25 protein-coding genes are annotated in these 24761 nt (G+C 68.5%); 15 read left to right on the plus strand and 10 right to left on the minus strand.

Annotation, left to right across the window (positions count from 1 at the left end; all coding sequences use genetic code 11):
• Positions 1-740, minus strand: a 740-nt coding sequence (locus VF330_RS05495) for an iron-sulfur protein (protein WP_330850393.1), incomplete at its 3' end; no start/stop codon positions are given.
• Positions 741-1060: 320 nt separating this feature from the next.
• On the opposite strand from VF330_RS05495, the gene VF330_RS05500 reads away from it, so the two are divergent.
• The 5 genes from VF330_RS05500 (at position 1061) to VF330_RS05520 (ending at position 6749) form a co-directional block, all read left to right on the plus strand.
• Positions 1061-3619 carry an ATP-dependent Clp protease ATP-binding subunit gene (locus VF330_RS05500; RefSeq protein ID WP_330850394.1) on the plus strand — a complete coding sequence of 853 codons (2559 nt, stop codon included), beginning with the start codon at positions 1061-1063 and terminating at the stop codon, positions 3617-3619.
• A 176-nt stretch (positions 3620-3795) separates the two neighbouring features.
• Positions 3796-4443, plus strand: coding sequence for a YbaB/EbfC family nucleoid-associated protein (locus VF330_RS05505; RefSeq protein ID WP_330850395.1), 648 nt, complete (start codon positions 3796-3798; stop codon positions 4441-4443).
• Positions 4440-4760 (plus strand): ESX-1 secretion-associated protein, encoded by a 321-nt coding sequence (locus VF330_RS05510; protein ID WP_330850396.1) that lies wholly within the window; start codon positions 4440-4442, stop codon positions 4758-4760. The genes VF330_RS05505 and VF330_RS05510 overlap by 4 nt, the downstream gene beginning before the upstream one ends.
• Positions 4761-4770: 10 nt before the next feature.
• Positions 4771-5928 (plus strand): hypothetical protein, encoded by a 1158-nt coding sequence (locus VF330_RS05515; RefSeq protein ID WP_330850397.1) that lies wholly within the window; start codon positions 4771-4773, stop codon positions 5926-5928.
• Positions 5928-6749: a hypothetical protein gene (locus VF330_RS05520; RefSeq protein WP_330850398.1), complete on the plus strand. Its 822-nt coding sequence runs from the start codon at positions 5928-5930 to the stop codon at positions 6747-6749. Before VF330_RS05515 ends, VF330_RS05520 begins: the two co-directional genes overlap by 1 nt.
• A 3-nt stretch (positions 6750-6752) precedes the next feature.
• Here VF330_RS05520 and VF330_RS05525 read toward each other — a convergent pair whose 3' ends face one another.
• Positions 6753-7367, minus strand: coding sequence for a DUF6928 family protein (locus tag VF330_RS05525; protein ID WP_330850399.1), 615 nt, complete (start codon positions 7365-7367; stop codon positions 6753-6755).
• A 160-nt stretch (positions 7368-7527) separates the two neighbouring features.
• Between VF330_RS05525 and VF330_RS05530 the strand changes: the two genes are divergently transcribed.
• Positions 7528-8502, plus strand: a complete 975-nt coding sequence (locus tag VF330_RS05530; RefSeq protein ID WP_330850400.1) for an endonuclease/exonuclease/phosphatase family protein — start codon at positions 7528-7530, stop codon at positions 8500-8502.
• On the opposite strand, the gene VF330_RS05535 is transcribed toward VF330_RS05530, so the two are convergent.
• From VF330_RS05535 to VF330_RS05545, 3 genes are read right to left on the minus strand one after another with little or no spacing between them, the layout of a single operon-like run.
• Positions 8474-9268, minus strand: coding sequence for an SIR2 family NAD-dependent protein deacylase (locus VF330_RS05535; protein WP_330850416.1), 795 nt, complete (start codon positions 9266-9268; stop codon positions 8474-8476). The genes VF330_RS05530 and VF330_RS05535 overlap by 29 nt on opposite strands.
• Positions 9268-9579, minus strand: a complete 312-nt coding sequence (locus tag VF330_RS05540; protein WP_330850401.1) for an antibiotic biosynthesis monooxygenase — start codon at positions 9577-9579, stop codon at positions 9268-9270. Before VF330_RS05540 ends, VF330_RS05535 begins: the two co-directional genes overlap by 1 nt.
• A 10-nt stretch (positions 9580-9589) precedes the next feature.
• Positions 9590-11044 carry a M1 family metallopeptidase gene (locus tag VF330_RS05545; protein WP_330850402.1) on the minus strand — a complete coding sequence of 485 codons (1455 nt, stop codon included), beginning with the start codon at positions 11042-11044 and terminating at the stop codon, positions 9590-9592.
• 15 nt (positions 11045-11059) lie between these two features.
• Here VF330_RS05545 and VF330_RS05550 point away from each other — a divergent pair, with 15 nt between their 5' ends.
• Complete coding sequence (locus VF330_RS05550) at positions 11060-11806, plus strand: alpha/beta hydrolase (protein ID WP_330850403.1); 747 nt, start codon at positions 11060-11062, stop codon at positions 11804-11806.
• Here VF330_RS05550 and VF330_RS05555 read toward each other — a convergent pair.
• The 3 genes from VF330_RS05555 to VF330_RS05565 form a co-directional block, all read right to left on the minus strand.
• Entirely contained in the window at positions 11755-12264 is a 510-nt protein-coding gene (locus VF330_RS05555) for a 2'-5' RNA ligase family protein (protein WP_330850404.1), read from the minus strand. The genes VF330_RS05550 and VF330_RS05555 overlap by 52 nt on opposite strands.
• Positions 12264-13133, minus strand: coding sequence for an A/G-specific adenine glycosylase (locus tag VF330_RS05560; RefSeq protein ID WP_330850405.1), 870 nt, complete (start codon positions 13131-13133; stop codon positions 12264-12266). Before VF330_RS05560 ends, VF330_RS05555 begins: the two co-directional genes overlap by 1 nt.
• Before the next feature lie 63 nt (positions 13134-13196).
• Positions 13197-13709, minus strand: coding sequence for a carbonic anhydrase (locus VF330_RS05565; protein WP_330850406.1), 513 nt, complete (start codon positions 13707-13709; stop codon positions 13197-13199).
• A 151-nt stretch (positions 13710-13860) separates the two neighbouring features.
• On the opposite strand from VF330_RS05565, the gene VF330_RS05570 reads away from it, so the two are divergent.
• Positions 13861-14523 (plus strand): hypothetical protein, encoded by a 663-nt coding sequence (locus VF330_RS05570; RefSeq protein WP_330850407.1) that lies wholly within the window; start codon positions 13861-13863, stop codon positions 14521-14523.
• An 18-nt stretch (positions 14524-14541) separates the two neighbouring features.
• On the opposite strand, the gene VF330_RS05575 is transcribed toward VF330_RS05570, so the two are convergent.
• On the minus strand, positions 14542-15645 hold the full coding sequence (locus VF330_RS05575) for a LacI family DNA-binding transcriptional regulator (RefSeq protein ID WP_330850408.1): 1104 nt from the start codon (positions 15643-15645) through the stop codon (positions 14542-14544).
• 121 nt (positions 15646-15766) lie between these two features.
• Entirely contained in the window at positions 15767-16807 is a 1041-nt protein-coding gene (locus VF330_RS05580) for a LacI family DNA-binding transcriptional regulator (RefSeq protein WP_330850409.1), read from the minus strand.
• 221 nt (positions 16808-17028) lie between these two features.
• Between VF330_RS05580 and VF330_RS05585 the strand changes: the two genes are divergently transcribed.
• The 7 genes from VF330_RS05585 (at position 17029) to VF330_RS05615 (ending at position 23990) form a co-directional block, all read left to right on the plus strand.
• Entirely contained in the window at positions 17029-18288 is a 1260-nt protein-coding gene (locus VF330_RS05585; RefSeq protein WP_330850410.1) for an extracellular solute-binding protein, read from the plus strand.
• A gap of 53 nt (positions 18289-18341) precedes the next feature.
• Positions 18342-19259, plus strand: coding sequence for a carbohydrate ABC transporter permease (locus tag VF330_RS05590; RefSeq protein WP_414675341.1), 918 nt, complete (start codon positions 18342-18344; stop codon positions 19257-19259).
• Between the two features lies 1 nt (position 19260).
• Positions 19261-20157: a carbohydrate ABC transporter permease gene (locus tag VF330_RS05595; protein WP_330850411.1), complete on the plus strand. Its 897-nt coding sequence runs from the start codon at positions 19261-19263 to the stop codon at positions 20155-20157.
• A 122-nt stretch (positions 20158-20279) separates the two neighbouring features.
• On the plus strand, positions 20280-21374 hold the full coding sequence (locus VF330_RS05600; protein WP_330850412.1) for a sn-glycerol-3-phosphate ABC transporter ATP-binding protein UgpC: 1095 nt from the start codon (positions 20280-20282) through the stop codon (positions 21372-21374).
• A gap of 98 nt (positions 21375-21472) precedes the next feature.
• A complete protein-coding gene (locus VF330_RS05605; protein ID WP_330850413.1) occupies positions 21473-22390 on the plus strand; it encodes a metal ABC transporter solute-binding protein, Zn/Mn family in 918 nt (305 codons plus the stop codon).
• A complete protein-coding gene (locus VF330_RS05610; protein ID WP_330850414.1) occupies positions 22387-23178 on the plus strand; it encodes a metal ABC transporter ATP-binding protein in 792 nt (263 codons plus the stop codon). The genes VF330_RS05605 and VF330_RS05610 overlap by 4 nt, the downstream gene beginning before the upstream one ends.
• Positions 23175-23990, plus strand: coding sequence for a metal ABC transporter permease (locus VF330_RS05615; protein ID WP_330850415.1), 816 nt, complete (start codon positions 23175-23177; stop codon positions 23988-23990). Before VF330_RS05610 ends, VF330_RS05615 begins: the two co-directional genes overlap by 4 nt.
• Positions 23991-24761 lie beyond the last annotated feature (771 nt).

Consider the following 24761-nt stretch of genomic DNA (forward strand, 5'->3'; position numbering starts at 1 on the left):
AAGCAGCAGCTGTTGCGCTTGCGCTTCCAGCCCTCGGAGGTGAAGTGCAGGGACGAGGCCGCCACGAAAGGCGTCAGCTTCTCGGGGAGGATCAGGGCCGCGTCCGTCACGCCGCCGTTCTCGTCGCCGCAGGCTCGGCCCGCTGCCCAGGGGCCGTACTCCAGCATGTCCGTCGCCGCTGCCCAGAGGGTGCGGCGGCCGAAGCGGACCACCTGGCCGAAGGACGCCACGAACTGGGCCGCGTGAGCCGCGTAGCGGGCCCGCAGGAGGGCGGCCAGGGCCGCTTCGTTGGCCACGACCGTCGCTGCCGGGTGGTTCGAGGCGGGGTCGTCCGGGAGGCAGGCGAACTCGTCCGAGAAGAGGGCGATGCCGTCCGGGTGGGGGCGGCCGTCCGTGGCGAGGTGGAAGGCCATGTCCGCGGGCTTGAGGCTGGGGACTCGGCGGGCCGTGTGGAAGAGCAGGCCCGCCAGGTAGCCGGGCTGGTGGAGGTACCAGCCCATGACGTAGCCGGCGGTGGCCCTGCCGTCGGACTCGCCGTACTGCTCGACCATCCAACCGGCCAGGTCCTTGCGCCACAGGTCGAAGCGGTCCGGGTCGGCCAGGAGGTCGGAGCAGGTGGTCCAGTCGTCCGGCTGAACGCCGAAGCGGATGTCCGCGCCCACGTCCAGGCGTGCGATGGATTCGGCCAGTGGCGTGAGCGCACGCGGGTTCTGCTGTGAGACCCTCGCCGGTACGGTCAACGCGCAAGTCCAATCTCATGGGTATGAGGCTTGCCTAACCTTACCCAGAGATGCTCCCGATGCGCTCGCTCAGGTGGGCCCGGTCACAGGAGTGTCGCTCGACCGACGGTTGTTCGCGCTCAGCGGACATCGCCCGATCTGTGGAATCCGTTGCTCCCGACCTGCGTTGATGCGGATGTCAGGGTTTTCCTCCAGGCGGCTTGCCGCTGATGGGAACCACAGGCCTCGGTACCGCCCACTACAGTGGAGCCACGGTGCCGCGCTCACCAGGGTAGATCGGTGGAGCCGAGGACCGCCGACGCAGCAGTCAGGGAGTGCGAATGTTCGAAAGGTTCACCGACCGCGCGAGGCGGGTGGTTGTTCTTGCCCAAGAAGAGGCGAGGATGCTCAACCACAACTACATCGGCACCGAGCACATCCTCCTGGGTCTGATCCACGAGGGTGAAGGTGTCGCCGCCAAGGCGCTCGAGTCGTTGGGGATTGCGCTGGAAGGCGTCCGCCAGCAGGTCGAGGAGATCATCGGCCAGGGCCAGCAGGCCCCCAGCGGACACATCCCCTTCACCCCACGTGCGAAGAAGGTCCTGGAGCTCTCGCTGCGCGAGGCGCTTCAGCTCGGCCACAACTACATCGGCACCGAGCACATCCTGCTCGGCCTGATCCGCGAGGGCGAAGGCGTCGCGGCGCAGGTCCTCGTGAAGCTCGGCGCCGACCTCAACAGGGTGCGCCAGCAGGTGCTGCAGCTGCTGTCCGGCTACTCGACGGAGAAGGGCGCGTCGGAGTCTCCGGGTCGTGGCGAGGGCACGCCGTCGTCGTCCCTGGTGCTGGACCAGTTCGGGCGCAACCTCACCGCCTCGGCGCGGGAGGGCAAGCTCGACCCGGTCATCGGGCGCACCAAGGAGATCGAGCGGGTCATGCAGGTGCTGTCCCGCCGCACCAAGAACAACCCGGTCCTCATCGGCGAGCCCGGCGTCGGCAAGACCGCCGTCGTCGAGGGACTGGCGCAGATGGTCGTCAAGGGCGAGGTGCCCGAGACGCTCAAGGACAAGCAGCTCTACACGCTCGACCTCGGCTCGCTGGTCGCGGGCTCGCGCTACCGCGGTGACTTCGAAGAGCGCCTGAAGAAGGTCCTCAAGGAGATCCGCACGCGCGGCGACATCATCCTGTTCATCGACGAGATCCACACGCTCGTCGGCGCGGGTGCCGCCGAGGGTGCGATCGACGCGGCCTCCATCCTCAAGCCGATGCTGGCCCGCGGTGAGCTGCAGACGATCGGTGCCACCACGCTCGACGAGTACCGCAAGCACGTCGAGAAGGACCCCGCGCTGGAGCGCCGTTTCCAGCCGATCCAGGTGGGCGAGCCGTCGCTGGCGCACACCATCGAGATCCTCAAGGGCCTGCGCGACCGGTACGAGGCGCACCACCGCGTCTCGATCACCGACTCCGCGCTGGTCGCCGCCGCCACGCTGGCGGACCGGTACATCAACGACCGGTTCCTGCCGGACAAGGCGATCGACCTCATCGACGAGGCCGGTGCGCGGATGCGCATCCGCCGGATGACCGCGCCGCCGGACCTGCGCGAGTTCGACGAGAAGATCGCCGACGTCCGTCGCGACAAGGAGTCCGCGATCGACGCGCAGGACTTCGAGCGCGCGGCGAAGCTGCGTGACGCGGAGAAGCAGCTCCTGGGCCAGAAGGCCGAGCGGGAGAAGCAGTGGAAGGACGGTGACCTGGACGTCGTCGCGGAGGTCGACGACGAGCAGATCGCCGAGGTCCTCGCCAACTGGACCGGCATCCCGGTGTTCAAGCTCACCGAGGAGGAGACCACGCGTCTGCTCCGCATGGAGGACGAGCTGCACAAGCGGATCATCGGCCAGGTCGACGCGGTCAAGGCCGTGTCGCAGGCGATCCGCCGCACCCGCGCCGGCCTGAAGGACCCGAAGCGCCCCTCCGGCTCGTTCATCTTCGCCGGCCCGTCCGGTGTCGGTAAGACCGAGCTCTCGAAGGCGCTCGCGAACTTCCTGTTCGGCGAGGACGACGCGCTCATCCAGATCGACATGGGCGAGTTCCACGACCGGTACACGGCGTCGCGGCTCTTCGGTGCCCCTCCCGGTTACGTCGGCTACGAAGAGGGCGGCCAGCTCACCGAGAAGGTGCGCCGCAAGCCGTTCTCCGTGGTGCTCTTCGACGAGATCGAGAAGGCGCACAACGAGGTCTACAACACGCTGCTCCAGGTGCTGGAGGACGGCCGCCTGACCGACGGTCAGGGCCGGACGGTGGACTTCAAGAACACCGTCATCATCTTCACGTCGAACCTGGGCACGTCGGACATCAGCAAGGCCGTCGGCCTCGGCTTCACCTCGGGTCAGGACAGCGCGTCCAACTACGAGCGCATGAAGAACAAGGTCAACGACGAGCTGAAGAAGCACTTCCGGCCCGAGTTCCTCAACCGCATCGACGACATCATCGTCTTCCACCAGCTGACTCAGGACGAGATCATCAAGATGGTGGACCTGATGATCGCCCGCGTCGAGACGCAGTTGAAGAACAAGGACATGGCCCTCGAGCTGACCGACAGGGCCAAGGCCCTGCTCGCGAAGCGCGGGTTCGACCCGGTGCTGGGCGCCCGCCCGCTGCGCCGCACGATCCAGCGCGAGATCGAGGACACCCTGTCGGAGAAGATCCTGTTCGGCGAGATCCAGCCGGGCCAGATCATCCTCACCGACGTCGAGGGCTGGGACGGCGAGTCCGAGCAGCACGACAAGGCGAAGTTCGTGTTCCGCGGCGAGGCCAAGCCGACCCGCGTCCCGGACGCCCCGCCCGTCGAGCTGGCGGCCCCCGCGGCCATCGACCAGGACGCCCCGGCGAACGACGCGGAGTGACCTGACAGGCACGTGACAACGGCCCCCGGACCACTGGTCCGGGGGCCGTTGTCGTGCGTGTCACTCAGAGGTGTGAATTCGCCTGTTTCGCCACAGCTCGGGCAATTCGCTGCCACGATGGCTCCGCTGCTGAACAACTCGGTTCCACAACGGAACCGATGGGGGAGGTGTCAGTCGTGTCGGCGGAATTCGACCAGCTGGTCGCTCAGTTCGAGCGGTTCCAGGCTCAGATGCACAGGGTTGACCAGCAGTTCGCCGGTATCGGTGAGATGCAGCAACAGCTGACCGAACTGGAGGCGGTGGCCACCTCGGCCGACCGCGCCGTGACGGTCGTCGCGGGTCCGTCGGGCTCTATCAAGGACATCAGGCTCACCGATCAGGCGATGCGCCGTCCACCGCACGCCCTGGCCGCTGAGCTCATGTCGACTCTGCGGAAAGCGGTGGCGGAGGCCGCGCGTCGCCAGGCGGGGATCGTCGAGGGCGCTCTGGGCGACGACATGCGCCTGAAGGACCAGGTGCTGGAGACGCAGGCCCAGCTGTTCGGCATGACTCCCGACCAGCTGCGCGCCGCCACGGCGGAAGAGGGCGCTCCACCCGCCACCCCGAATGCCGTGGCACCGCCACCTCCAGCGCCGGCGCCACCGAGCCAGGCCCGCCCGCCCGTTCCGCCTCGCCGCCCGGCTCCGGAGCCCGCGGACGACTTCTCGGACCGGAACGTGCTCAGGGGTGACTCCTGGCACGAGCGATCCACACCGCCGCCACCGCAGCCGAAGCAGGACGGTCGCTTCCTGAACCTCTACGACGACGAGGAGGGCGGCCGATGAGCGGCTTCGACGTGAACCCGGACGAGCTCGTGCAGTTCGCCGGAACGCTCGACGGTCACCGGAACAGGACCGCGGAGATCGCGGGTCTGGTCGCGAAGGCGGACGTGGGCGACAAGTCCTGGGGCCTGTACGGGTTGTTCGTGAAGGACGACTACACGCGGATGCTCGCTGATCTGAAGGACCTGTTCACCGACATGCAGAACGGGCTGCAATCCGGTGCGGACAAGTTCCGCGGCACCGCGCAGGGCTACGCGCACCAGGAAGAGGCGTTGAAGAAGATCTTCGACGGCCTCCAGGTCGAGATCAACCGGAAGTAGGCGGCGCGACGTGGTGGAGCAGAAGTCCAGCGCCGGCGGCGTCGAGATCACGGTCGGCGAGAAGTCCACCGGCCAGAAGATGGCCGAGGCGTCTCCCTTCTTCGGCAACTACCTCAAGACCCGCGAAGCCGCGGGCAAGCTGAGCGATGGCGCGGACGGTTCGGAGGTGGTGGGGCTCGCCTCCGAGGGAGCCGCACTGGTCGGTTCCCTCGGCACATCGGCGTACGGCATCGCGATGGACCCGATCGGCTGGCTGGTGGGTCAGGGGTTGAACTTCCTGATCAGCGTGGTGCAGCCGTTGGAAGACGCGATCCACGCGGTGAGCGGCGACGGCCCCGCACTGCAGCAGGCGGCGGAGAACTTCAACAACATCGCCAAGGGCGTCGCCGACCTGCGGACCAAGTTCGAGGAGGACCTGAAGACCGCGGTCCAGAGCTGGGGAGGCCAGGCGTCCGAAGTCGCCGGCACGAAACTCGGCGAGTTCGCCAACGGCATCGACGGTGTCGCCGGGCAGGCCGGCGAGCTCGCGAGCATGCTGCAGGTCTCGAGCATGATCATGACCATCGTCGAGGACTTCATCAAGGCGATCCTCACCGAGCTGATCACCTGGCTGATCATGATCTGGATTCCCGCGCTGGCCGCCGCGGTGCCGAGCTTCGGCGCCTCGACCGCGGCCGCGGGCGCCGCGACCGGTGTGCGGGTCGCGACGACCGGCAGCCGGGTCGCACGGATCATCGCGAGGCTGAGGCAGTTCCTCGACAAGATCATGGCCTTCCTGCGCAACCTCGCGGGACGGGTCGGGAACGTGCGGACGGCGTTCCAGAAGTCCATGGCGGACAAGAAGGTGAACAGCGCCTTCGCCGACCTGACCAAGCAGATCAGCAAGAAGGACCCTGAGAACGGCCTCCCCGGCGTGCGGGTGCCGATGGACGTCAAGCTCTGGGGCGACAAGGGCATGATCGGCGAGCGTGTCCAAAGCGGCTTTCCCAAGGCCGTGGGCAAAGCCGCCGTCGACGCGGTGCGTGGCCAGTTCGGTGTCGGCACCGGTGCCAACGCGGGTGTCGACAAGCCTCTGAGGAACATCGGGTCGTACCGGAAGTCCACCGAGTACGACGACATCGGCAAGGACCAGCAGAAGCACCGGATCGAAGGCGACCTGGACCTCTGATGGCGGAGTTCGTGCGGCTGACCTGGCCGATCGCTGCCGTTCTGGCCTTCTCCCTCAGTGCGGTGGTCGTGCGGCGTTGGTGGCAGAAGCGCAAGCACCGCGCGGCCGACGAGCACCAGGCCGTCGGGCTCACGCCGCTTGCGCGCACCCTCGGCGGCGAGGTCGTTCGAGGTGAGGGGAGCGCGGCGTGGTCCGCCGATCTGCGAGGGCCGATGGCGAACGACCTCGACGGCATCGTGGACAAGATGTTGCAGCGCTCTGTACCGAGGTTCGACCTCGCCGTCGACTTCATGCGGGGTACGTGGCACGTGCGGGTGTCGCAGGCTTCGATGCGCCAGCAGGATTCGAACGGTGTCGGCCGGCTCATCGAGCACCGGTTCGAGGTCGCCACCACCCTGCTCGCGCCCATGAGGCTCACGCGTCGCCGGCACGCCGACTTCCGGGGGCGGCCAGTCGCGCCCGGTCGTTTTTCCGGGTGGACCGCCGAGAAACCGCTCACCGCGGTGCGCGAGCAGACCGAGTGGCTGCCGTTGCGGCTGCCGCCCGCCGCGGACCACGAGTTCGCCGTGTTCGCCGCCGATCTGTCCGGTGCGGCACGGGCGTTCAACCCGGAGGCCGCCCAGTGGCTGGTGGACCGCGTGGGCGACCTGCCGCCGCTGGTCGCGTGGATCTTCTCGCTCACGTTCGAGAGCGGCATCGTCCACACGACGGTGCGCGGCCCCATCGACGAGGAGTCCCTACTATCGGTCGTCGACGTGATCACCGGGCTGCTCGACCTCATTCCGGACGTGCGGCCGCGGCACCCCGCTGCGGCGGTCTGAGGGTCAGCGCGGCGTCACGGCGTACCCAGCCAGCACGATGTCCTCCAGCTCCGGGTCGTCGTCCTCGTAGACGCCCTCGTAGTTGAAGCCGAACAGCGTCCTCAGCGCGGCCTCCGCCAGGTCGAGCGGGTGGAAGCGGAACGGGTACTCGTCCTCCGAGTCCAGGCCCGCCAGGAACTCCTCGTCGCCCGCCAGGTACTCCTCCTCGAACGGCAGCGGCGCGCCGATGTCCTCGATGACGCCGCTGTCGGGGGAGAGGCTGAACGAGCGCCGGACTGTGCCGTCGGGCTCCCAGATCGCGTAGGCGAAGAAGTCGACGACGCTGTGCATGGCGTGCAGGTACAGGGTGCGGCCCGCCGCCTCGCGGACGAAGCGTTGTGGCAGGTCGGTGGGGGCGTCGTTCGCCGCGTCGCGGGTGCAGACGATGGACAGGCCCGGGAAGACGGCCGCGTAGACCTCGCCCTCCGGTGGGTTGCCCTGGTCGAGGCTGCCGTCGGCGATCGGGCTGATGTCGTGCGATGGGTACAGGCGCTCGACCAAGGCGTTCGTGGCCTCGCGGTCGATCTTCGGTGACGAGCGCAGCACCTTGCTGACGTCGTCGGATGCGTAGAAGAGCATCCAGTCCTTGGCTCCCACTGGTCCCCCTGCGGTCGGTGTGGGTCCAGGATGGCGGAGGGGTCTGACAATTTCTGACGGGCAACGAGGCCGCGGTGTCAGCCGTCCCTCTTTCGTGGGGACCACACCGGAGACTGACGAGCACTCGGCGAGACTGCACGGCGTGGTGTCCACCGAGGTGAAGCCGCGCAAGAACGGCTTCGCCACGTTCCTGCTGGTCGTGTGCGCGATGCTGTTCGTCGCGACGGCCATGGTCAGGCTGCTCGGCATCGACGGCAACCGGTACATGATCGCCGCGACGTCGCTGACCCCGTACGTCACCGTCGCGGGGCTGCTCATCGGGTTGTTCGCGCTGTTCCGCAAGCGGTGGGTCGTCGGGCTGACGATGACGTTGGTCGGGGTCGTGCTGATCGCGAACGTGGCGCCGCGGGCGTTTCCCGACGCGCGGCCGAACGGGGTGGGGCAGCAGGTCAGGCTGATGACGTCGAACCTGCTGACCGGAATCGCGGACGCCGACGCCATCGTGCGGGAGGTCAAGGCCCGCCGGGTCGACGTGCTGGCCATGCAGGAGCTGACGCCGGAGATGGTGCGCGACCTCGACCGCGCCGGGCTCGGCCAGGTGCTGCCGAACCGGGTGTTCCTCGACGAGCCGGGCGGGTCGGGCAGCGGCATCGCCTCCCGGTACCCGCTCACGCAGCGGAACCTCACCCCGCCGGGCACGTTGCGGCAGGCCGCCGCGCTCGTGGACCTGCCGGGCAAGGACGTCGAGGTCGTCTCGGTGCACCCGCTGCCGCCGGTCGTCACCGAGGGACCGGAGGCGTGGCAACGGGAGCTGGCCGGGCTGCCCGCTCCCGACTCGACCGGCGCGATCCGGGTGCTCGCCGGCGACTTCAACGCCACCCTCGACCACGTCGGCCTGAGGCGGCTGCTGAACAAGGGCTACGTGGACGCCGCCGACCAGGTCGGCAAGGGGCTGATCCACACCTGGCCGAGCAAGGCGGGCATCTGGCCGCCGCCGGTCACCATCGACCACGTGCTGGTCGACTCGAAGATCGTGGTGGACACGCTGGACGTGTTCGACGTGCCCGGCAGCGACCACCGGGCCGTCGTCACGCAGTTCGTCGTGCCAAGGCTCTGAGGGCCTCCAGCGCGCCGACCGGCAGCGACACGCCCCGGCCGTGGCGCACGTCCGGCTCGCGGACGTTGACCCTGACCAGCGACCCGGACGCCGCGCTGGCCAGCTCCGCCTGACGCCGCACGGTCGGCACCGCGGTGCCCGCGCCGATCTCGAGAACGACCAGGTTCCGCCGGGACCGCCGCCACTCGTTCAGCGCGTCGAGCTGCGCCTGGCTGCGGTGCGGCACCCAGCCCCAGTCGCCGAACATCAGGATGTTGGGCCGCGCCAGCCCGCCGCACTGCGGGCACGACGGCAGCTCGCCGACCGCCCGCATCGACTCGGGATCCACGGAGACGTCGAAGTCGCACTCCCAGATCTCGTCGGTGCACGGCTCCACGCACTGCACGTGGTGGATCGACCCGTGGACCTCCGCGACCTCGGTGAAGCCCGCCTTCTGGAACTGACCGTCCACGTTGGACGTGAAGACGCGCGCACCCCACGACCGCAGGACCTCGAAACCCTCGTGCGGCACCGTGTCGCGGTAGAGGTGCAGCCGGTGGCCGTAGAAACCCCACGCCAGCGCCGGGTCGTCGGCGAAGTGCACGGGGTCGGCGATCTCCTCGAACTTCAGCCCGAGCCGCTCGTAGGGCGGGTACGCCCGCCAGAACCCCTCGGTGCCGCGGAAGTCGGGGAGACCGGAGTCGACACCGATGCCGGCACCGGCGCAGACGAGAACGGCGTCCGCACCGGCGATCAGCTCGGCGGCTCTGTCGTAGGCCTCCTCGATCACCGCTGCGGCTTGCTCCCCAACACGACCTCGAACTCCAGCAGGTCAGCGCCCGACGACACGGGCCGCGCGCGCTCACCGGAGTGCGCCGCCGCGCCCGCCTGGCCGTCGCGCCACGCCACGAAGTCCTCGTGCGTCTCCCAGTGCGTGACGACGAAGTAGCGGTCCTCGCCCGCGACCGGCCGCAGGAGCTCGAAGCCGAGGAAGCCCGGCTCGCCGTCGACCGCGCCGAGGCGGGCGGCGAACCGCTTCTCCAGCTCGGGGCCGTTGCCCTCGGGGACCTTGATCGCGTTGATCTTCACGACTGCCATGAGACCCACATTAGCGGCGCACACCGACAGGCAGCAGGAACTGCTCGCCGGGGATGCCCGAATCGTGGAACCACGCCTTGAAGAACGCCGTGAGGTCCTGCCCGGACGCCTCCTTCAGGTGGTTCTCGAACTCGGGCCACGAGGCGTTGGAGTCGCGGTGCTCGGCGACCCACGACTGCAGGGCCTTGAAGAACACGTCGTCGCCGACCTGCTTGCGCAGCGCGTGCATCGCGAGGATGCCCTTGTCGTAGACACCGCGGAACTCGTTGCCCTTGCCCATGTCGTAGAGCTTCGGCGCCCAGAACGACGACCGCTCGCGCCGCTGCTCGACCTGGTCGCGGTAGCGCTGGTCGAGGTCGGTGCCGTCCTTCTCCAGCCACAGCCACTGCGAGTAGGAGGCGAGGCACTCGTTGAGGCAGATGTCCGCCCAGTTCTCGATGGACACCGAGTCGCCGAACCACTGGTGGGCGTTCTCGTGCACGACCGTCTCCAGGTCGGCCCAGGAGGCGTAGATCGGCCTGGTCTGCGTCTCCAGCGAGAACCCGATCTGGTCCGCCACCCAGATGCCGCCCGCCGCCCGCTGCGGGTACGGGCCGAACTTCGTCTCCAGGTACGCCAGGACCTCCGGCAGCTGCGACTGGATCGGTTTCTTCGCCGCGGACGTGCCGGGCGCGTACGCGTCGACCACCGGCGTGCCGCTGGGCAGCTTCGACCGCACGACCTCGAACTTGTCGATCGCGACGGTCGCCAGGTAGGTGGCGAGCGGCGTCTCCTCGGTCCAGGTGAACGTCGTCCAGCCGCCGTCGCGCTTCGGCGGGCTCTCCAGGCCGTTCGAGATGGCCGTCCAGCCGTCGGGGACGCGGGCGGAGACCTTCAGCGCCGCCTTGTCGCGCGGGGTGTCGTTGGCCGGGAACCACGTCGTCGCGGAGTGCGGCTGACCTGCGGCGAACGCCCCGCCGGTCGAGGAGATCTGCCAGCCGCTGCGGCCGAGCGAGGCGTCGTTGATCGTCGTGGGCTTGCCGCCGTAGGTGACGACGGTGGTGAACGGCTTGCCCTTGGCGAGCGGCGACGACGGCGTGATCACCAGCTCGTGGTCGCCCTCCCGCGCGAACTTGGCGTCCTGGTCGCCGACCTTCACCCCGCTGACGTCGAGGCCCTCGAGGTCGAAGTTGAAGCGCGACAGGTCCTGCGACGCGGTCGCGGTGATCGTCGCGACGCCGTCCAGCTGCTTCGACTCGGGGTCGTAGGTGATCGCGAGGTCGTAGAGCGTGACGTCGTAGCCGCTGTTGCCGTCCGTCGGGTAGTAGGCGTCGCCGGCACCCGCGCCGGCCTCCACCGCGGCCTCCGGTGACGTCTCCCGGCGCTGCTGGTCCGCGGGGTCGCCGCCGGGCGTTCTGAACACGACGAGCAGACCGGCGACGAGCACGATCAACACCAGGGCGATCAGGTACGGGCGGGCCTTCATGCGTTAATCATCCCTGTGTCGGTGGTGGAGTTCGGCGGAACCGGGCAAGGCGTGCTGCTCCTGCACGGTCTGATGAGCAGGGCCACCGCCTGGTGGCCGGTCGCGCAGTGGCTCCGGCCGTTCGGCCGCGTCGTCGCCCTCGACCAGCGAGGACACGGCCGCAACCCGCGGCGGGGACCGTTCCGGACCGAGGACTTCGTCGCCGACGCCGCCGTCGCGGTCGAAGAGCTCGGCCTCGGACCCGCCGTGGTGGTCGGGCACTCCATGGGCGGGCTGCACGCGTGGTGTCTCGCGGCGACCCGTCCGGACCTGGTGCGCGCGATTGTGGTCGAGGACTTCGCCCCGGACAACAGGGGACGCACGGTCGACGAGTGGAAGTGGCTCTTCGACGCCTGGCCGAAGCCGTTCCAGTCGCTCTCGCACGTGACGGCGTACTTCGGTTCGCCGGTGTTCGCCGAGTACTTCGAGGAACGGGAGGACGGCTGGCACCTGATCGCCGAGATGGACGACCTCTACGAGATCGCCGGCCACTGGGGCACGCGGGCGTACTGGGAGTTCATCGACGCCGTGCGGTGCCCGTCGCTCGTCATCGAGGCAGGAAAGGGCGGCCAGCTGCCGGGGCAGATGGAGGAGGCGGCGCGCCGGTCGAACGGCCAGTACCTCTACGTCGAGGAAGCCGGTCACCTCGTGCACGACAGTGCGCCGTGGGTCTACCGCGGGGCCGTGGAGGCCTTCTTGAGCACGTCGACCTCGCCGGTCTGAGTGTCGACGATGGACACCTCGCGGACCTTCGCGCGGATCGGCTCGACCGGGAACACCGCCGCGAACGCCGCCTTCATGGCCTCGTCGTCGACGTCGTGCACGAGCGTGCAGTGCGGGACCCAGCTGCCCGGCAGGTAGTAGGCGCTCGGGTTCTTCACCTTGCCCGCCAGCACGTCGTGGATCGCCGAGTGCACGGCCAGCAGCTCGGTGTCGACCACCGCGGCCAGCATCAGCACGTTCTCGGACGTGGAGAACGTGCTGAGCGTGTGCAGGTACAGGTCCGGCATCCACAGCCGTTCGAGGTCCTCGCGCAGCTCCTTGCGGACCTTCGGGCCGATCGTGCTCGCGAGCGCGTAGGTGAGGTGCGGCGGGAACTTGAACTTCCCGCCGACGCGGTGTTGCAGCGCGCGGACCTTCTCGTCCGCCTCGGAGTCGAAGAACGCCACCAGCGCGTGCATCAGTGCTCTCCAGGCAGGGCGAACAGGCCGTCCCGCGTCTGCTCGACCAGGCCGTCGTCCAGCAACGAGGCCAGGCACTTCTCCCGCTGCGTCACGTCGTTCCAGACGATGTCCAGCTGGAGCTTGGGCACCGGTCCCGGCGCACCGCGCAACACGTCCAGCAGCCGGCCCCGGACCTGGCGGTCGGTGCCGGCGAACTTCTGCACCTTCTTCTCCGGCCCCGCGTAGGCCGGTCGCCCGGCGAGCTGCCAGGCGCACTCCGCGAACAACGGGCAGTCGGCGCACTTCTGGTTCTTGGCCGTGCAGATCAACGCCCCGAGCTCCATCAGCGCAGCCGAGAACACCGCGGCGTCGTGCTGGTCCTCGGGCAGGATCGCCTCGACGTCCCGCAGGTCGCGCTTGGTCGACGGCGGCCCGGCGTCACCGGCGCCGTGCACAGCGCGCGCGACGACCCGGCGGACGTTCGTGTCGACGACGGCGCACTTCTGCCCGTACGCGAACGTGGCCACCGCACGGGCCGTGTAGCTGCCGATGCCGGGCAGCGATTCGAGCGTCTCGATGTCCGACGGCACGACGTCGTCGTGGTCGCGGGCGATGGCGGTGGCCGCCTCGTGCAGGCGCAGGGCGCGGCGGGGATACCCGAGCTTGCCCCACATGCGCAGCACCTCGCCCTGGGAGGACGCGGCCATCGCGGAGGGCACCGGCCACTTCGCCAGCCACTCGTGCCAGATCGGCTCCACGCGGGAGACCGGCGTCTGCTGCAGCATGATCTCGCTGACCAGAACGCCCCAGGCCGTGCACTCGGGACGGCGCCACGGAAGGTCGCGGGCTGCGGTGTCCCACCAGCCCAGCAGCAACTCGTGATTCATCGCCGCCCATTCAAGCGCAAAGGCCCCCGCCCGTTGCCGGGAAGGGGCCTCGCACGAGTGCGGTCAGGCAGCGGCGGTCTCGGCCGCGTCGACCTCGCGCAGCTCACCGGTGTGCACGTCGTAGACGAAACCGCGGATCTTGTCGGTGTGCGGGATGAACGGGCTGCGCCGCAGCCGCGCCATCGAGCCGCGCACGCTCTGCTCGACGACCTTGAACGCCTCGACGGCCCAGGTCGGGCGCAGGCCCGTGTCGGCCTCCAGCTCGTCCTTGAACTCGTCCTCGGTCACCATCTCGAGGCCGCAGTTCGTGTGGTGCACCAGCAGCACCTCACGCGTGCCCAGCTTGCGCTGGCTCAGCGCCAGCGATCGGATGGCGTCGTCGGTGACGACCCCGCCCGCGTTGCGCAGCACGTGCGCCTCACCCTGCTTCAAACCGAAGATCTCGAACACCCGGATGCGCGAGTCCATGCAGGTCAGGATTGCCACCTGCAGGGACGGCTTCGCGGACGAACGGTCTCCGGGAACCACGTTCCCGAGCTCGTAGTTCCGCTTGAGCAGTTCGTCGATCGCGGTCATGACACACCTCCATGGCCTACCGGCGGACCCCCAAGCGATGGAACTGGAGTGAGCACCCGTTCACAAGGGGTTTCGACCCATATCACGTTCACCGGATCGAGCTAGGCTCGCCTACGCCTGGAATCCATCGGCTGCCGTTACGTTCGGGGCCGTGATCGAGCCCACAGGACCGCTCCCGTCCACGGTGTACTGGCGCCGCCGCCTCGCCGCGATCGGGGCCGCGCTGGTGACACTGCTGCTCGTGATCTGGATCGTGGCGATGTCCGGTTCCGACGACGACACCACCCAGCCCACGAACGCGGCCGCGGTGTCCTCCTCGAACCCGCCGCCGAGCACGACCGAGTCGGCGGGCGCCTCGTCGTCGACGACCCCGCCGCCCCCGCCGACCGAGACCACGCAGGCCCCGCCGCCCGGACCGCCGCAGCCCTGCCCCGACGACGTGATCGGGGTCGTGGCGAAGGCCAACAAGCCCTTCTACACGGTCGGTGACCAGCCCGAACTGTCGATGGACGTCGTCAACACCGGTCCGGTGCCGTGCATCAGGGACATCGGGCGGCAGCACCGCGAGCTGACGGTGCTGACCGCGGACGGCGCGACGGTGCTGTGGTCCAGCAACCACTGCCTGGCGGCGGAGGGCAACGAGGTGCGGGTCATGCAGCCCAAGGAGGCCTTCAACTACGGCACCACGTGGGCGGGCTCGACCTCGCAGCCCGGCTGCGGCGCGCACACCAAGGTCGGGCCCGGCGACTACCTGCTGGTGGCGAAGCTGGCCGGCAGGACCAGCTCACCCGTCGTCTTCAGGCTGGAGCGCTGAGCTCGCCGACCGGCGGGCTCACGGCCCGAACCAGCGCTCCTCGGCGCCACCGCGGGGACCGGCCGACGTCTTGCCGATGATCAGCTCGGTGGCGAGGTTGACCGAACGGGGACGCGACCGCTCGGCGGCGTCGAGCAGCAGCTTGCCCGCCGCGCGGCCCTTCTCCAGCACCGGCTGGCGCACGGTCGTGAGCCCGGCCTCCTCGCCGGCGCGGATGCCGTCGAACCCGGTCACGGTGATGTCGTGCGGCACGCGCAGACCGCGGCGCGCGGCCTCGTCCAGCGCGCCCAGCGCGAGCACGTCCGAGGTGCAGATCAACGCGGTGACCTGCGGGTCGCGGTCGAGCACCTGGGCGGCACCGGACGCGCCGGAGGCCATGTTGTGGTCGAAGCGCTCGACCACGGGCACCTGCGACCAGTCGACGCCCGCCTCGCTGAACGCCTCCGCGAGGCCGGACAGGCGGTTGCGCTGCACGTGGAAGTGCGCGGCGTGCTGGCGGTCGGGCGTCACGAAGCCGTCGTTGCGGTCACGCGCGAGGCGCATGCACACGACGCCGATGCGGCGGTGGCCCAGGCCGATGAGGTGCCGCGCGAGCTCGTACATCGCGCCGCGGTCGTCGATGCCGACGCGGTCGACCGTGCCGAGGTCCGGCTGGTCGCAGACGACGGTCGGGACGGGGCGCTCCAGCACGGCCGCGAGGTGCGGGTCGTCGTCCGGCACGGAGTAGACGACGAAGCCGTCGACGCCGGCGCGGTGCACGGACGCGACGTCCTCGCGTTCGGGGTTGGCGGGGACCAGCAGCAGACCGGTGCCGGCGTCCTCGCACGCCAGCGCGAGGCCCTCCAGGAAGCCGATCGCGGCCGGGTCGCGGAACGCGTAGGAGAGGTTCTCGGTGAGCAGCAGGCCCACCGCACCGGCCTTGCGCGTGCGCAACGAGCGCGCCACAGGATCCGGGCCGGGATAACCCAGCCTTCGGGCCGTGTCCAACACCCGCCGACGCAGCTCTGGCGAGAGCTGGTCGGGCCGGTTGTACGCGTTGGACACCGTTGTCCGGGAAACGCCCAGCTCAGCGGCCAGAGAGGCCAACGTTGCCGGACGTCGCACATGCATCGACCGCGCCATGAAAGGACCGTAACGGTTCAGAACCAATTCGTGAAGTCAGGGTGACCTGCGTCCCTCGGATGACGCATCCCCGCAGGTTGGCCCATCTGCCTTGTTCAGAATTTGGTCCAGACCAATGGGCTCACCGCTTCGGTGGTGCCGTCGACTCCCTAGCGACGAGCCGCGGGCGGAACACGCGGGTGTAGTTGTCGGTGCCCTGCCTGCGGCGATCCGGGTCCAGGCGCAGCACGAGCTCGTCGATCGCGGCCGCCGCCATCTCCTCGATCGGCTGCGCGAGCGTCGTCAAAGCGGGCGAGGAGTAGGCGGCCAGCGGGATGTCGTCGAACCCGACGACGGACAGGTCGTCCGGTACCGAGATCCCCCGCTGGTGCGCCTCGCGCATCACGCCGAGCGCCATGTGGTCCGACGAGCAGATCACCGCGGTCGGCGACACCGTGTCCAGCAGCTTCGCCACCGCCACGCCACCGCCCTCCGCGCTGAACGGCCCGTGCGACACGTACTCCGACCCGGCCGGCAGGTGGTTCTCCTCCAGCGCGGCGGCCCACCCGGCGCGCTTCAGGCGCGAGGGGAGAGATCGCGCCGGACCGGACACGAACCCGATCCGCTCGTGGCCCAGGTCGATCAGGTGCTTGGTGGCGGTGTAGCCGGCGAGCTGCTCGTCGACCGTCACGTCGGGCACGTCCAACGCCGGCGTGGCGCCGTTGAGGAACACCATGTGGACGCCGTCCGCGAGGAGCTTCGCGTAGTAGCTCGGGCGCGGCGCCTGGCCGAGCGGCACCTCGACGTTGGTGATCTCCGGCGACACGAACACCATGCCCTCGACCCCGCGGGCCAGGAGCATGCGGACGTACTCCTCCTCGCCCATCGGCGCGCCGCTGCGGGTGTTGCACAGCAGTGACGAGTAGCCGAGGCGGGCCGCCCGCGTCTCCAGCGCCTCGGCGAACGCGGGGAAGACCGGGTTGGACAGCTCCGGCACGAGCAGGCCGATCACGCCGGTGCGTTGCAACGCACCGAGTCCGCGCGGGGTGTACGGCATCTCCGCGAGCACCGACAGCACCCGCTGCCTGGTCTCCTCGTTCACACCCGCGCGCCTGTTGAGAACTCGGCTGACGGTGGAGATGGACACCCCGGCTGCCCTGGCGATCTCGGACAGTCCGGACACGTTGCCTCCCTGCTCACGCTTGGTTCGGCGCAAGCCTGCCGTGTTCAGAAAAATTTTGCAACGAGCGTTTGCAAGACAGGGCCGTTACGGCTTGGTTACGGTCGACGTCTTGACCTGACCATGGTTCGGGTAGTGAAATCGCCCGCAACATTCTCGCAAAAACTTGCAAGGCCCTCATCTCAACAGGGAGATGAGGTCAGCTGGAGGGAACGGCAGCAACGATGCGACGGACAACCCTCGTGACCGCCATGGCGACGGGTGTCGCCCTCGTGCTCACCGCCTGCGGAAGCGGTGGATCGAGCAGCAACAGCGGATCCGACTCGGGCGAGGTGACCTTCTGGGACACCAGTGGTCCCAACGAGAGCCCCGTGTTCAAGAAGATCGCGGAAGGCTGTGCCACCAAGGACGGCTACAAGGTCAAGGTCGAGACGCAGGCGTTCGACGGCGCGCTCAACAACTACAAGACCGCCGCGCAGGGTGGTCAGGGCCCCGACGTCTTCCGCTCCGAGGTCGCGTGGGTGCCGCAGCTCGCGAAGCTGAGCCTGGTCGAGGACCTGTCCGACACCGACCTCGCGAAGGACACCTCCGACTTCCTGGAGGCCCCGCTGGGCTCCACGAAGTACGAGGGCAAGACCTACGCCGTGCCGCAGGTGACTGACTCGCTCGCGTTGCTGTACAACAAGAAGAAGCTCGCCGACGCGGGTGTCGAGCCGCCGAAGACGTGGGACGAGCTCAAGACCGCGGCCGCCAAGCTGGGCGCTGAGAAGGCGTTCTTCCTCAACAACGACGCGTACTACGCGCTGCCGTTCATCTACGGCGAGGGCGGCGACCTGGTCGACGCCTCCGGCAAGAAGATCGTCGTGAACTCCGCGCAGAACGTGAAGGCGCTGGAGACCGCGAAGGGCCTGCTCGACGCCAAGGCCGCGACCACGGCGCTCGACGCGACGAACTCGTACTCGAACATGCAGGCCGCGTTCTCCTCCGGTGAGGCCGCCATGGTCGTCAACGGTCCGTGGGCCGTCGCCGACTACCTCAAGGGCGCCGCGTTCAGCGACCCGGCGAACCTCGGCATCGCACCGGTCCCCGGCCCGTCCGCGGGCAAGGGCAGCGCGCCGGTCGGCGGCCACGACTACGTGATCCGCAAGGCCACCAAGGCCAAGCAGTCGTCGATCAAGCTCATCCAGTGCATGGCGTCGGCCGAGTCGCAGGCCACCGTCGCCAAGGAGCTCGGCCTGCTGCCGACCCGCAAGTCGGCCTACCAGAACGCCGACGTCAAGGCGAACGCCGTCGTCGCCGCGTTCGAGCCGGTCACCAAGACCGCGCACGAGCGTCCGTGGATCCCCGAGGGCGGCCAGCTCTTCGACCCGCTGAAGGTCGGCTACGCGGACTTCCTGGCCGGCAAGAAGGACGCCAAGACCGCTCTCGACGACGTCGCCAAGGCGTACAAGGACAGCGTCGTTCCCGAGTACTCCATCGGCTGATCGTGCTGAACGGCCGGGGTTCGCGCCCCGGCCGTTCGCTGAGGGGAGTCTCCGTGCGTCGGTTCCTGGACAGGTACTGGTACGCGTATGCGATGGTGCTGCCGGTCGTGGTGGTCATCGCGGTGTTGGTGCTCTACCCGCTCGCGCAGGGCGTGTTCTTCACCTTCACGAACATCAACGAGAGCAACATCGCCAACCCGATCCTCGACCGGCCGTCGACCTACGACGTGGTGGGGTTCAAGAACTACCTCAACGTGCTGTCCGGCGGCGAGTCGTTCGGCGACTTCTGGGGCACACTGGTCCGCACGCTGATCTGGACCTTCTCGTGCGTGGTGCTGCACTACACCATCGGGTTGGGCCTGGCGATGCTGCTGAACCGCCAGGTGCTCGGCCGCGGGCTGTACCGCGTGCTGCTGATCCTGCCGTGGGCCGTCCCCGCGTTCATCAGCGCGTTCGCGTGGAAGTACATGTTCAACGCGCAGTACGGGATCATCAACCAGCTCCTGCGCGCGGTGGGCCTGCCGGACCCGGTGTGGCTCGGCCAGTCGAACTGGGCGCTCGTGTCGGTGATCATCGTGAACACCTGGCTCGGCGTGCCGTTCATGATGGTGGCGCTCCTCGGCGGCCTGCAGTCGATCCCCGGCGACCTCTACGAGGCGGCCGAGGTGGACGGTGCCACGCCGTGGCAGCGGTTCCGGCACGTCACGCTGCCTGGCCTGAGGTCCGTGTCGTCGACGGTGGTGCTGCTGGGCATCATCTGGACGTTCAACATGTTCCCGGTGATCTACCTGATCGCGGGTCCGAACCCGAACGCCCGGATCCTGGTCACCTACGCGTTCGAGCGCTTCTTCTCCGGCGCGTCCCGCGACTACGCCATCGCGTCGACCTACGGCGTGCTGATCCTTTCGGTGTTGTTGGTGTTCGCCACGATCTACCGGCGGGCGCTGCGCAAGCAGGGCGAGGTGTGGTGACGTGACGCTCGATGCTTCGTCTCTCCAGGTCGTTCGGGCCCCCGAACGCCGGCTGCGCCGCACGGACAGGTCGAAGGCCGCGTCCGTCGCGTTGCACGCCACGCTGATCATCGCCTCGGTCATCGCCGTGTTCCCGGTCTTCTGGGTGTTCGTCACGTCCCTGAAGCCGGACGCGCGGGCCGTCGAGCCGACGCCGAAGCTGTTCAACGAGTCCTCTTTGGACAACTACAGCCGGGTGCTGTCCGGCGAGAAGGGCGACTTCCTCGCCTGGTTCGGCAACTCCGTGCTGATCGCGCTGATGACGACCGTCCTCGGCGTGTTCATCTCGGCGACGGCGGGCTACGCGGCGTCGCGGTTCCGGTTCCCCGGCAAGCGCGGCCTGATGATGTCGTTCCTGCTGGTGCAGATGTTCCCGTTCGCGGTGCTCATCGTGCCGCTGTACAACATCCTGATCGCGTTGGGGCTCAACGGTTCCTCCATCGGTCTCGTGCTGGTCTACTGCACGACCGCGGTGCCGTTCTGCACCTACATGCTCAAGGGCTACTTCGACACGGTGCCCGCCGACATCGACGAGGCGGGCCGCGTGGACGGGCTGTCGCCGTTCGGCGTGTTCTGGCGGCTGATCCTGCCGCTGGCCAAGCCGGGTCTCGCGGTGACGTCGTTCTACGCGTTCCTGACGGCGTGGGGCGAGGTCGCTTTCGCGTCCGCGTTCCTGTCCGCCGCCGACGAGTCGAAGACGCTGGCCGTCGGGTTGCAGGTGTTCGTGCAGCAGAACCGGACGGAGTGGGGGCACCTCGCCGCCGCGTCCATCCTGGTGGCGATCCCCGCGATCGTCGTGTTCTACCTGGTGCAGCGCTTCCTGGTGCAGGGGCTCGCCTCCGGTGCCGTGAAGGGCTAGTTCCCGTCTCGATGAACGAAAGCGCTTACGTTGTCTCGACTGGCAACGTAAGCGCTTTCGGTTGTTCCCGTAAGCGCTTGCAATGCATAACGTCGCGCCCAACAAGCTGAAAGGTGCGTCACATGGCTGAGGTGTCCTACGTCAAGGCGTCGCGGGTGTTCTCCGGCAACCCGCCGGTCCGCGCGGTCGACGAGCTGTCGCTCGAAGTCGCCGACGGCGAGTTCCTGGTGCTGGTCGGCCCGTCCGGTTCGGGCAAGTCGACGGCGCTGCGCATGCTCGCGGGCCTCGAGGACGTCGACGAGGGCGCCATCCACATCGGCGGCAAGGACGTCACCAACGTCCCGCCGAAGGGCCGCGACATCGCCATGGTGTTCCAGTCCTACGCGCTCTACCCGCACATGACCGTCGCGGAGAACATGGGCTTCGCGCTCAAGCTGCGCGGTGTGGCGAAGACCGAGATCAAGGCGAAGGTCGAAGAGGCCGCCAAGATGCTCGACCTCACCAAGTACCTGGAGCGCAAGCCGAAGGCGCTCTCCGGTGGTCAGCGCCAGCGCGTCGCGATGGGTCGCGCCATCGTGCGCGAGCCCTCCGTGTTCCTCATGGACGAGCCGCTGTCCAACCTGGACGCCAAGCTGCGCGTCGAGACGCGTGCGAACATCGCCGCCCTCCAGCAGCGCCTCGGCACGACCACGATCTACGTCACGCACGACCAGGTCGAGGCCATGACGATGGGCCACCGCGTCGCGGTGCTCAAGGACGGCCTGCTGCAGCAGTGCGACACGCCTCGCGCGCTGTACGACCGCCCGGCCAACGCGTTCGTCGCCGGCTTCATCGGCTCGCCGGCCATGAACCTCAAGACCGTGCCGATCACATCGGAGGGCGCGAAGCTCGACGGCGTCATCGTGCCGCTCTCGCGTGACGCGATCGCCGCCGCCGGCGGTCTGGACGAGGTCACCTTCGGCATCCGTCCCGAGGCGCTCGGCATCGTGCCGTCGAGCGAGGAGGGCATGGAGATGGTCGTCGAGCTGGTCGAGGAGCTCGGCGCCGACGCGCTCGTGCACGGCGCCGTGAAGATCGGCGACTCGTCGCAGCGCTTCGTCGTCCGCGTCGACGGCCGTACGCCGCCCACCCTGGGCCAGCACGTCAAGGTCGCCGTCCGCGACCACAGCGAGATCCACCTGTTCCACCCCGAATCGGGCGAGCGCCTGGAGGCGTGAGTCACACCTGAAAGCCCCCGGCGTGACCGCCGGGGGCTTTTTCGTGTCGTAACATGAACTCGACAACGGTTTCCATTACCTGATCGAGGGACGGCGTGATGACACTCCGCAACGTTCTGGTCGGCGCTCTCGCCGTCGCCAGCCTGGCCGCCTGCGGCACCTCCGCGCCGACCGCCGACAACGGCAAGATCCAGGTCGTGGCGTCGACCAACGTGTGGGGCAGCGTCGTCAAGGCCGTCGGCGGCGACGAGGTCGAGGTCAAGGCGCTGCTCGACGACCCGAGCGCCGACCCGCACTCGTACGAGAGCAAGCCCGCGGACGCCGCACTGGTCAAGGACGCGAAACTGGTCGTGTTCAACGGCGGCGGCTACGACGACTTCTTCGCCAAGCTGATCACCAGCGACGCCACCAAGAAGGTCGAGGCGTTCCCGCTGCGCGAGCACGACCACGCGGAGCCGTCCACCAGCGCCGCGCCCGACGCCGACGGTCACGACCACAGCGTGAACGAGCACGTCTGGTACGACCTGCACACCGTCCAGGCGGTGGCCGAGGCGGCCGCGAACGAGCTCGGCGCCATCGCGCCGGACAAGAAGTCGACGTTCGAGAAGAACACCGCCGACTTCTCCGCCAAGCTCGAGGAGCTGGAGAAGAAGGTCGCCGGCATCGGCACCGGCAAGAAGGTCGCCTCGACCGAGCCCATCGCGCACTACCTCGTCGAGGAGTCCGGCGCCGAGGACGCCACGCCGGAGGAGTTCAGCAAGGCGATCGAGGAGGAGTCGGACGTGCCGGCCGCCGCGCTCGCGGCGATGAACCAGCTGGTCGAGGGCAAGCAGGTCAACGTCCTGGTCAACAACACGCAGACCGAGAACCAGGTCACGAAGGGCCTCGTCGAGAAGGCCAAGTCCGCGGGCGTCCCGGTCGTCGCCGTCACCGAGACGCTGCCCGAGGGCGTGACCGGCTACCTTGACTGGATGAGCAAGCAGGTGGACGCCCTCTCGCAGGCGCTCAAGGCATGAGCGCGATCTCGCTGCGCGGGGCCCGGCTGTCCTACGGGGACAGGGAGCTGTGGAACGGGCTCGACCTCGAGGTCGAGCCGGGCGAGTTCCTCGCGGTCCTCGGACCCAACGGTTCCGGCAAGACCAGCCTGATGCGCGTGCTGCTCGGACTGCAGCCGCTGTCGGCCGGGTCGGTGTCGGTGGCCGGCGGGAACCGGTCCATCGGGTACGTCCCGCAGCAGCGAGCGCTCGACCAGTCGATGACGTTGCGCGGCCGCGACCTCGTCGGGCTCGGGCTCGACGGCCACCGCTGGGGCCTCGGGCTGCGGTCGCGCCGCGAGCGCCGGATCCGCGTCGACGCCGCCATCGAGTCCGTCGGCGGCACCCGGTACGCGGACTCGCCGATCGGGCTGCTGTCCGGCGGGGAACAGCAGCGGTTGCGGGTCGCCCAGGCACTGGTGGGCGACCCTTCCGTGCTGTTGTGCGACGAGCCGCTGCTGTCGCTGGACCTCGCGAACCAGCGGGTCGTCTCCGAGCTGATCGACAAGCGCCGGCGTGAGGCCGACACCGCCGTGCTGTTCGTGACGCACGAGCTGAACCCCGTGCTGCCGCTGGTCGACCGGGTTCTGTACCTGGTGGGCGGGCGGTTCCGCGTCGGGACACCGGAAGAAGTGATGAACTCCCGGACGTTGTCCGAGCTCTACCGGACGCCGGTCGAGGTCGTGCGGGTCCGGGACCAGATCCTCGTCGTCGGTGCCGGTGCTTGCGAGGAGCAGACGCATCATCTGACCGCTGAGGCGGCGTCGTGACTCTGCTTGATCTGCTCGAGCTCGATTTCGTCCAGACCGCGTTGATCGCGGCTGCTGTTCTCGGGCTTGTGGCTGGAGTGTTGGGGCCTCTTGTCGTCACTCGCAAGATGGCTTTTGCTGTTCATGGGACCAGTGAGCTGGCCTTTACCGGTGGAGCTGCTGCTCTGCTGTTGGGTGTCGGCGTTGGGTATGGGGCTCTGGCCGGGTCTATTTTGGCCGCTGTTCTGCTTGGGGTGTTGTCTCGGCGGGAGAGTGATCGGGACTCTGTCATCGGGGCCATTTTGGCGTTCGGGCTTGGGTTGGGGATTTTGATGCTTGCTCTTTACAAGGGGCGGGCTGCCAACAAGTTCGGGTTGTTGACTGGGCAGATCGTTGGGGTTGACTCTACCGATCTTGCTTTGCTGGTTGTTTCTTCTGTTGCTGTGCTCGGGGTTTTGGTTGTTATTTATCGGCCCTTGTTCTTTGCTTCCGTTGATCCTGATGTTGCTGTTTCACGTGGGGTGCCGGTTCGGGCTCTGTCGATCGTGTTCGCTGTGCTCGTCGGGGTGGCTACTGCGCTTTCTGTGCAGGTGGTCGGGGCTCTGCTGGTGTTGGCGTTGATGATCACGCCTGCTGCTGCGGCCATGCGGGTTACCGCTTCTCCTGTTCGGGCCACTGTTTTGTCCGTGGTTTTTGCCGAGGTTGCGGCTGTTGGGGGGATTTTGTTGTCGTTGCAGCCTGGGTTGCCGGTTTCTGCTCTGGTTACTGCGGTTAGTTTTGTGATTTATTTGGGGTGTCGTGGGGTTGGGGCTGTTCGGGGGCGGGCGGCTTAGTCGGGCGCCTGTTGCGTTTGGCTGGTCCCGTTGCGTGCTTCCACCTGGGGGCGCTGCCCCCAGACCCCCGGCAATCTGATCGGGGGTACCGCGCCCTCGGCGGGTTGATGGCACGCCTGGTGCGTTGGGCGGCTGCCTGTTGCGTAGTTTGGTTACGTTGCGGTGGGGTCCCGTCACGAGCCGCACCAGGAGCGGGCCACACGTGGTGGGGGATGTCAAACGGCCGAAAAGCGTGGCCGTTTGACATCCCCCACCAGCCGCGGCACAACGCGTCAGCACTGCTCGTGACGGGACCACCCCACCTGCCAGGCATGGAAAAAGCCAAGAGCGAAAAGCCAAGACTGCTCGGCTTCGCCTTCGCTTCGGCTCGCCTTCGGCCTCGCGCTGGAGGTACGGCTCGCCTTCGGCCTCGCGCTGGGAGTGCGGCTCGCCTTCGGCTTCGCGAAGTGTCAGACCTCGTCTGTACGTTGGGTCGCGGGGGAGCCGAAATCAAAGGGGACCCCTGCGCAAGCATGCGCGCGTCGCCCTGCCGTGCCGTCGGTGCCCGGTTTTGCGCTCAGCGCGCGTCAGTCTCAGGGTCTGCGCCAGTCGCGCGCGTCGGTCTTGCATCCCGCGCCCGGCGCGCGGCCGCATCCTGCGCGGTGCCGCCATCCGGCCCAGCGCGAGGTTAGGGAGCGGTCACATGTCGCCGCTGAGGCGTTGCGAGAGGGTGTTGCGGGTCGGCTTGTGGTTCGACACGGTCGGGATGACGCCTGGCTGCACGACCTGAGT

Origin of the sequence: Lentzea sp., from assembly GCF_036380075.1 — a bacterium.
In the GTDB taxonomy this organism is placed as follows: Bacteria; Actinomycetota; Actinomycetes; order Mycobacteriales; family Pseudonocardiaceae; genus Lentzea.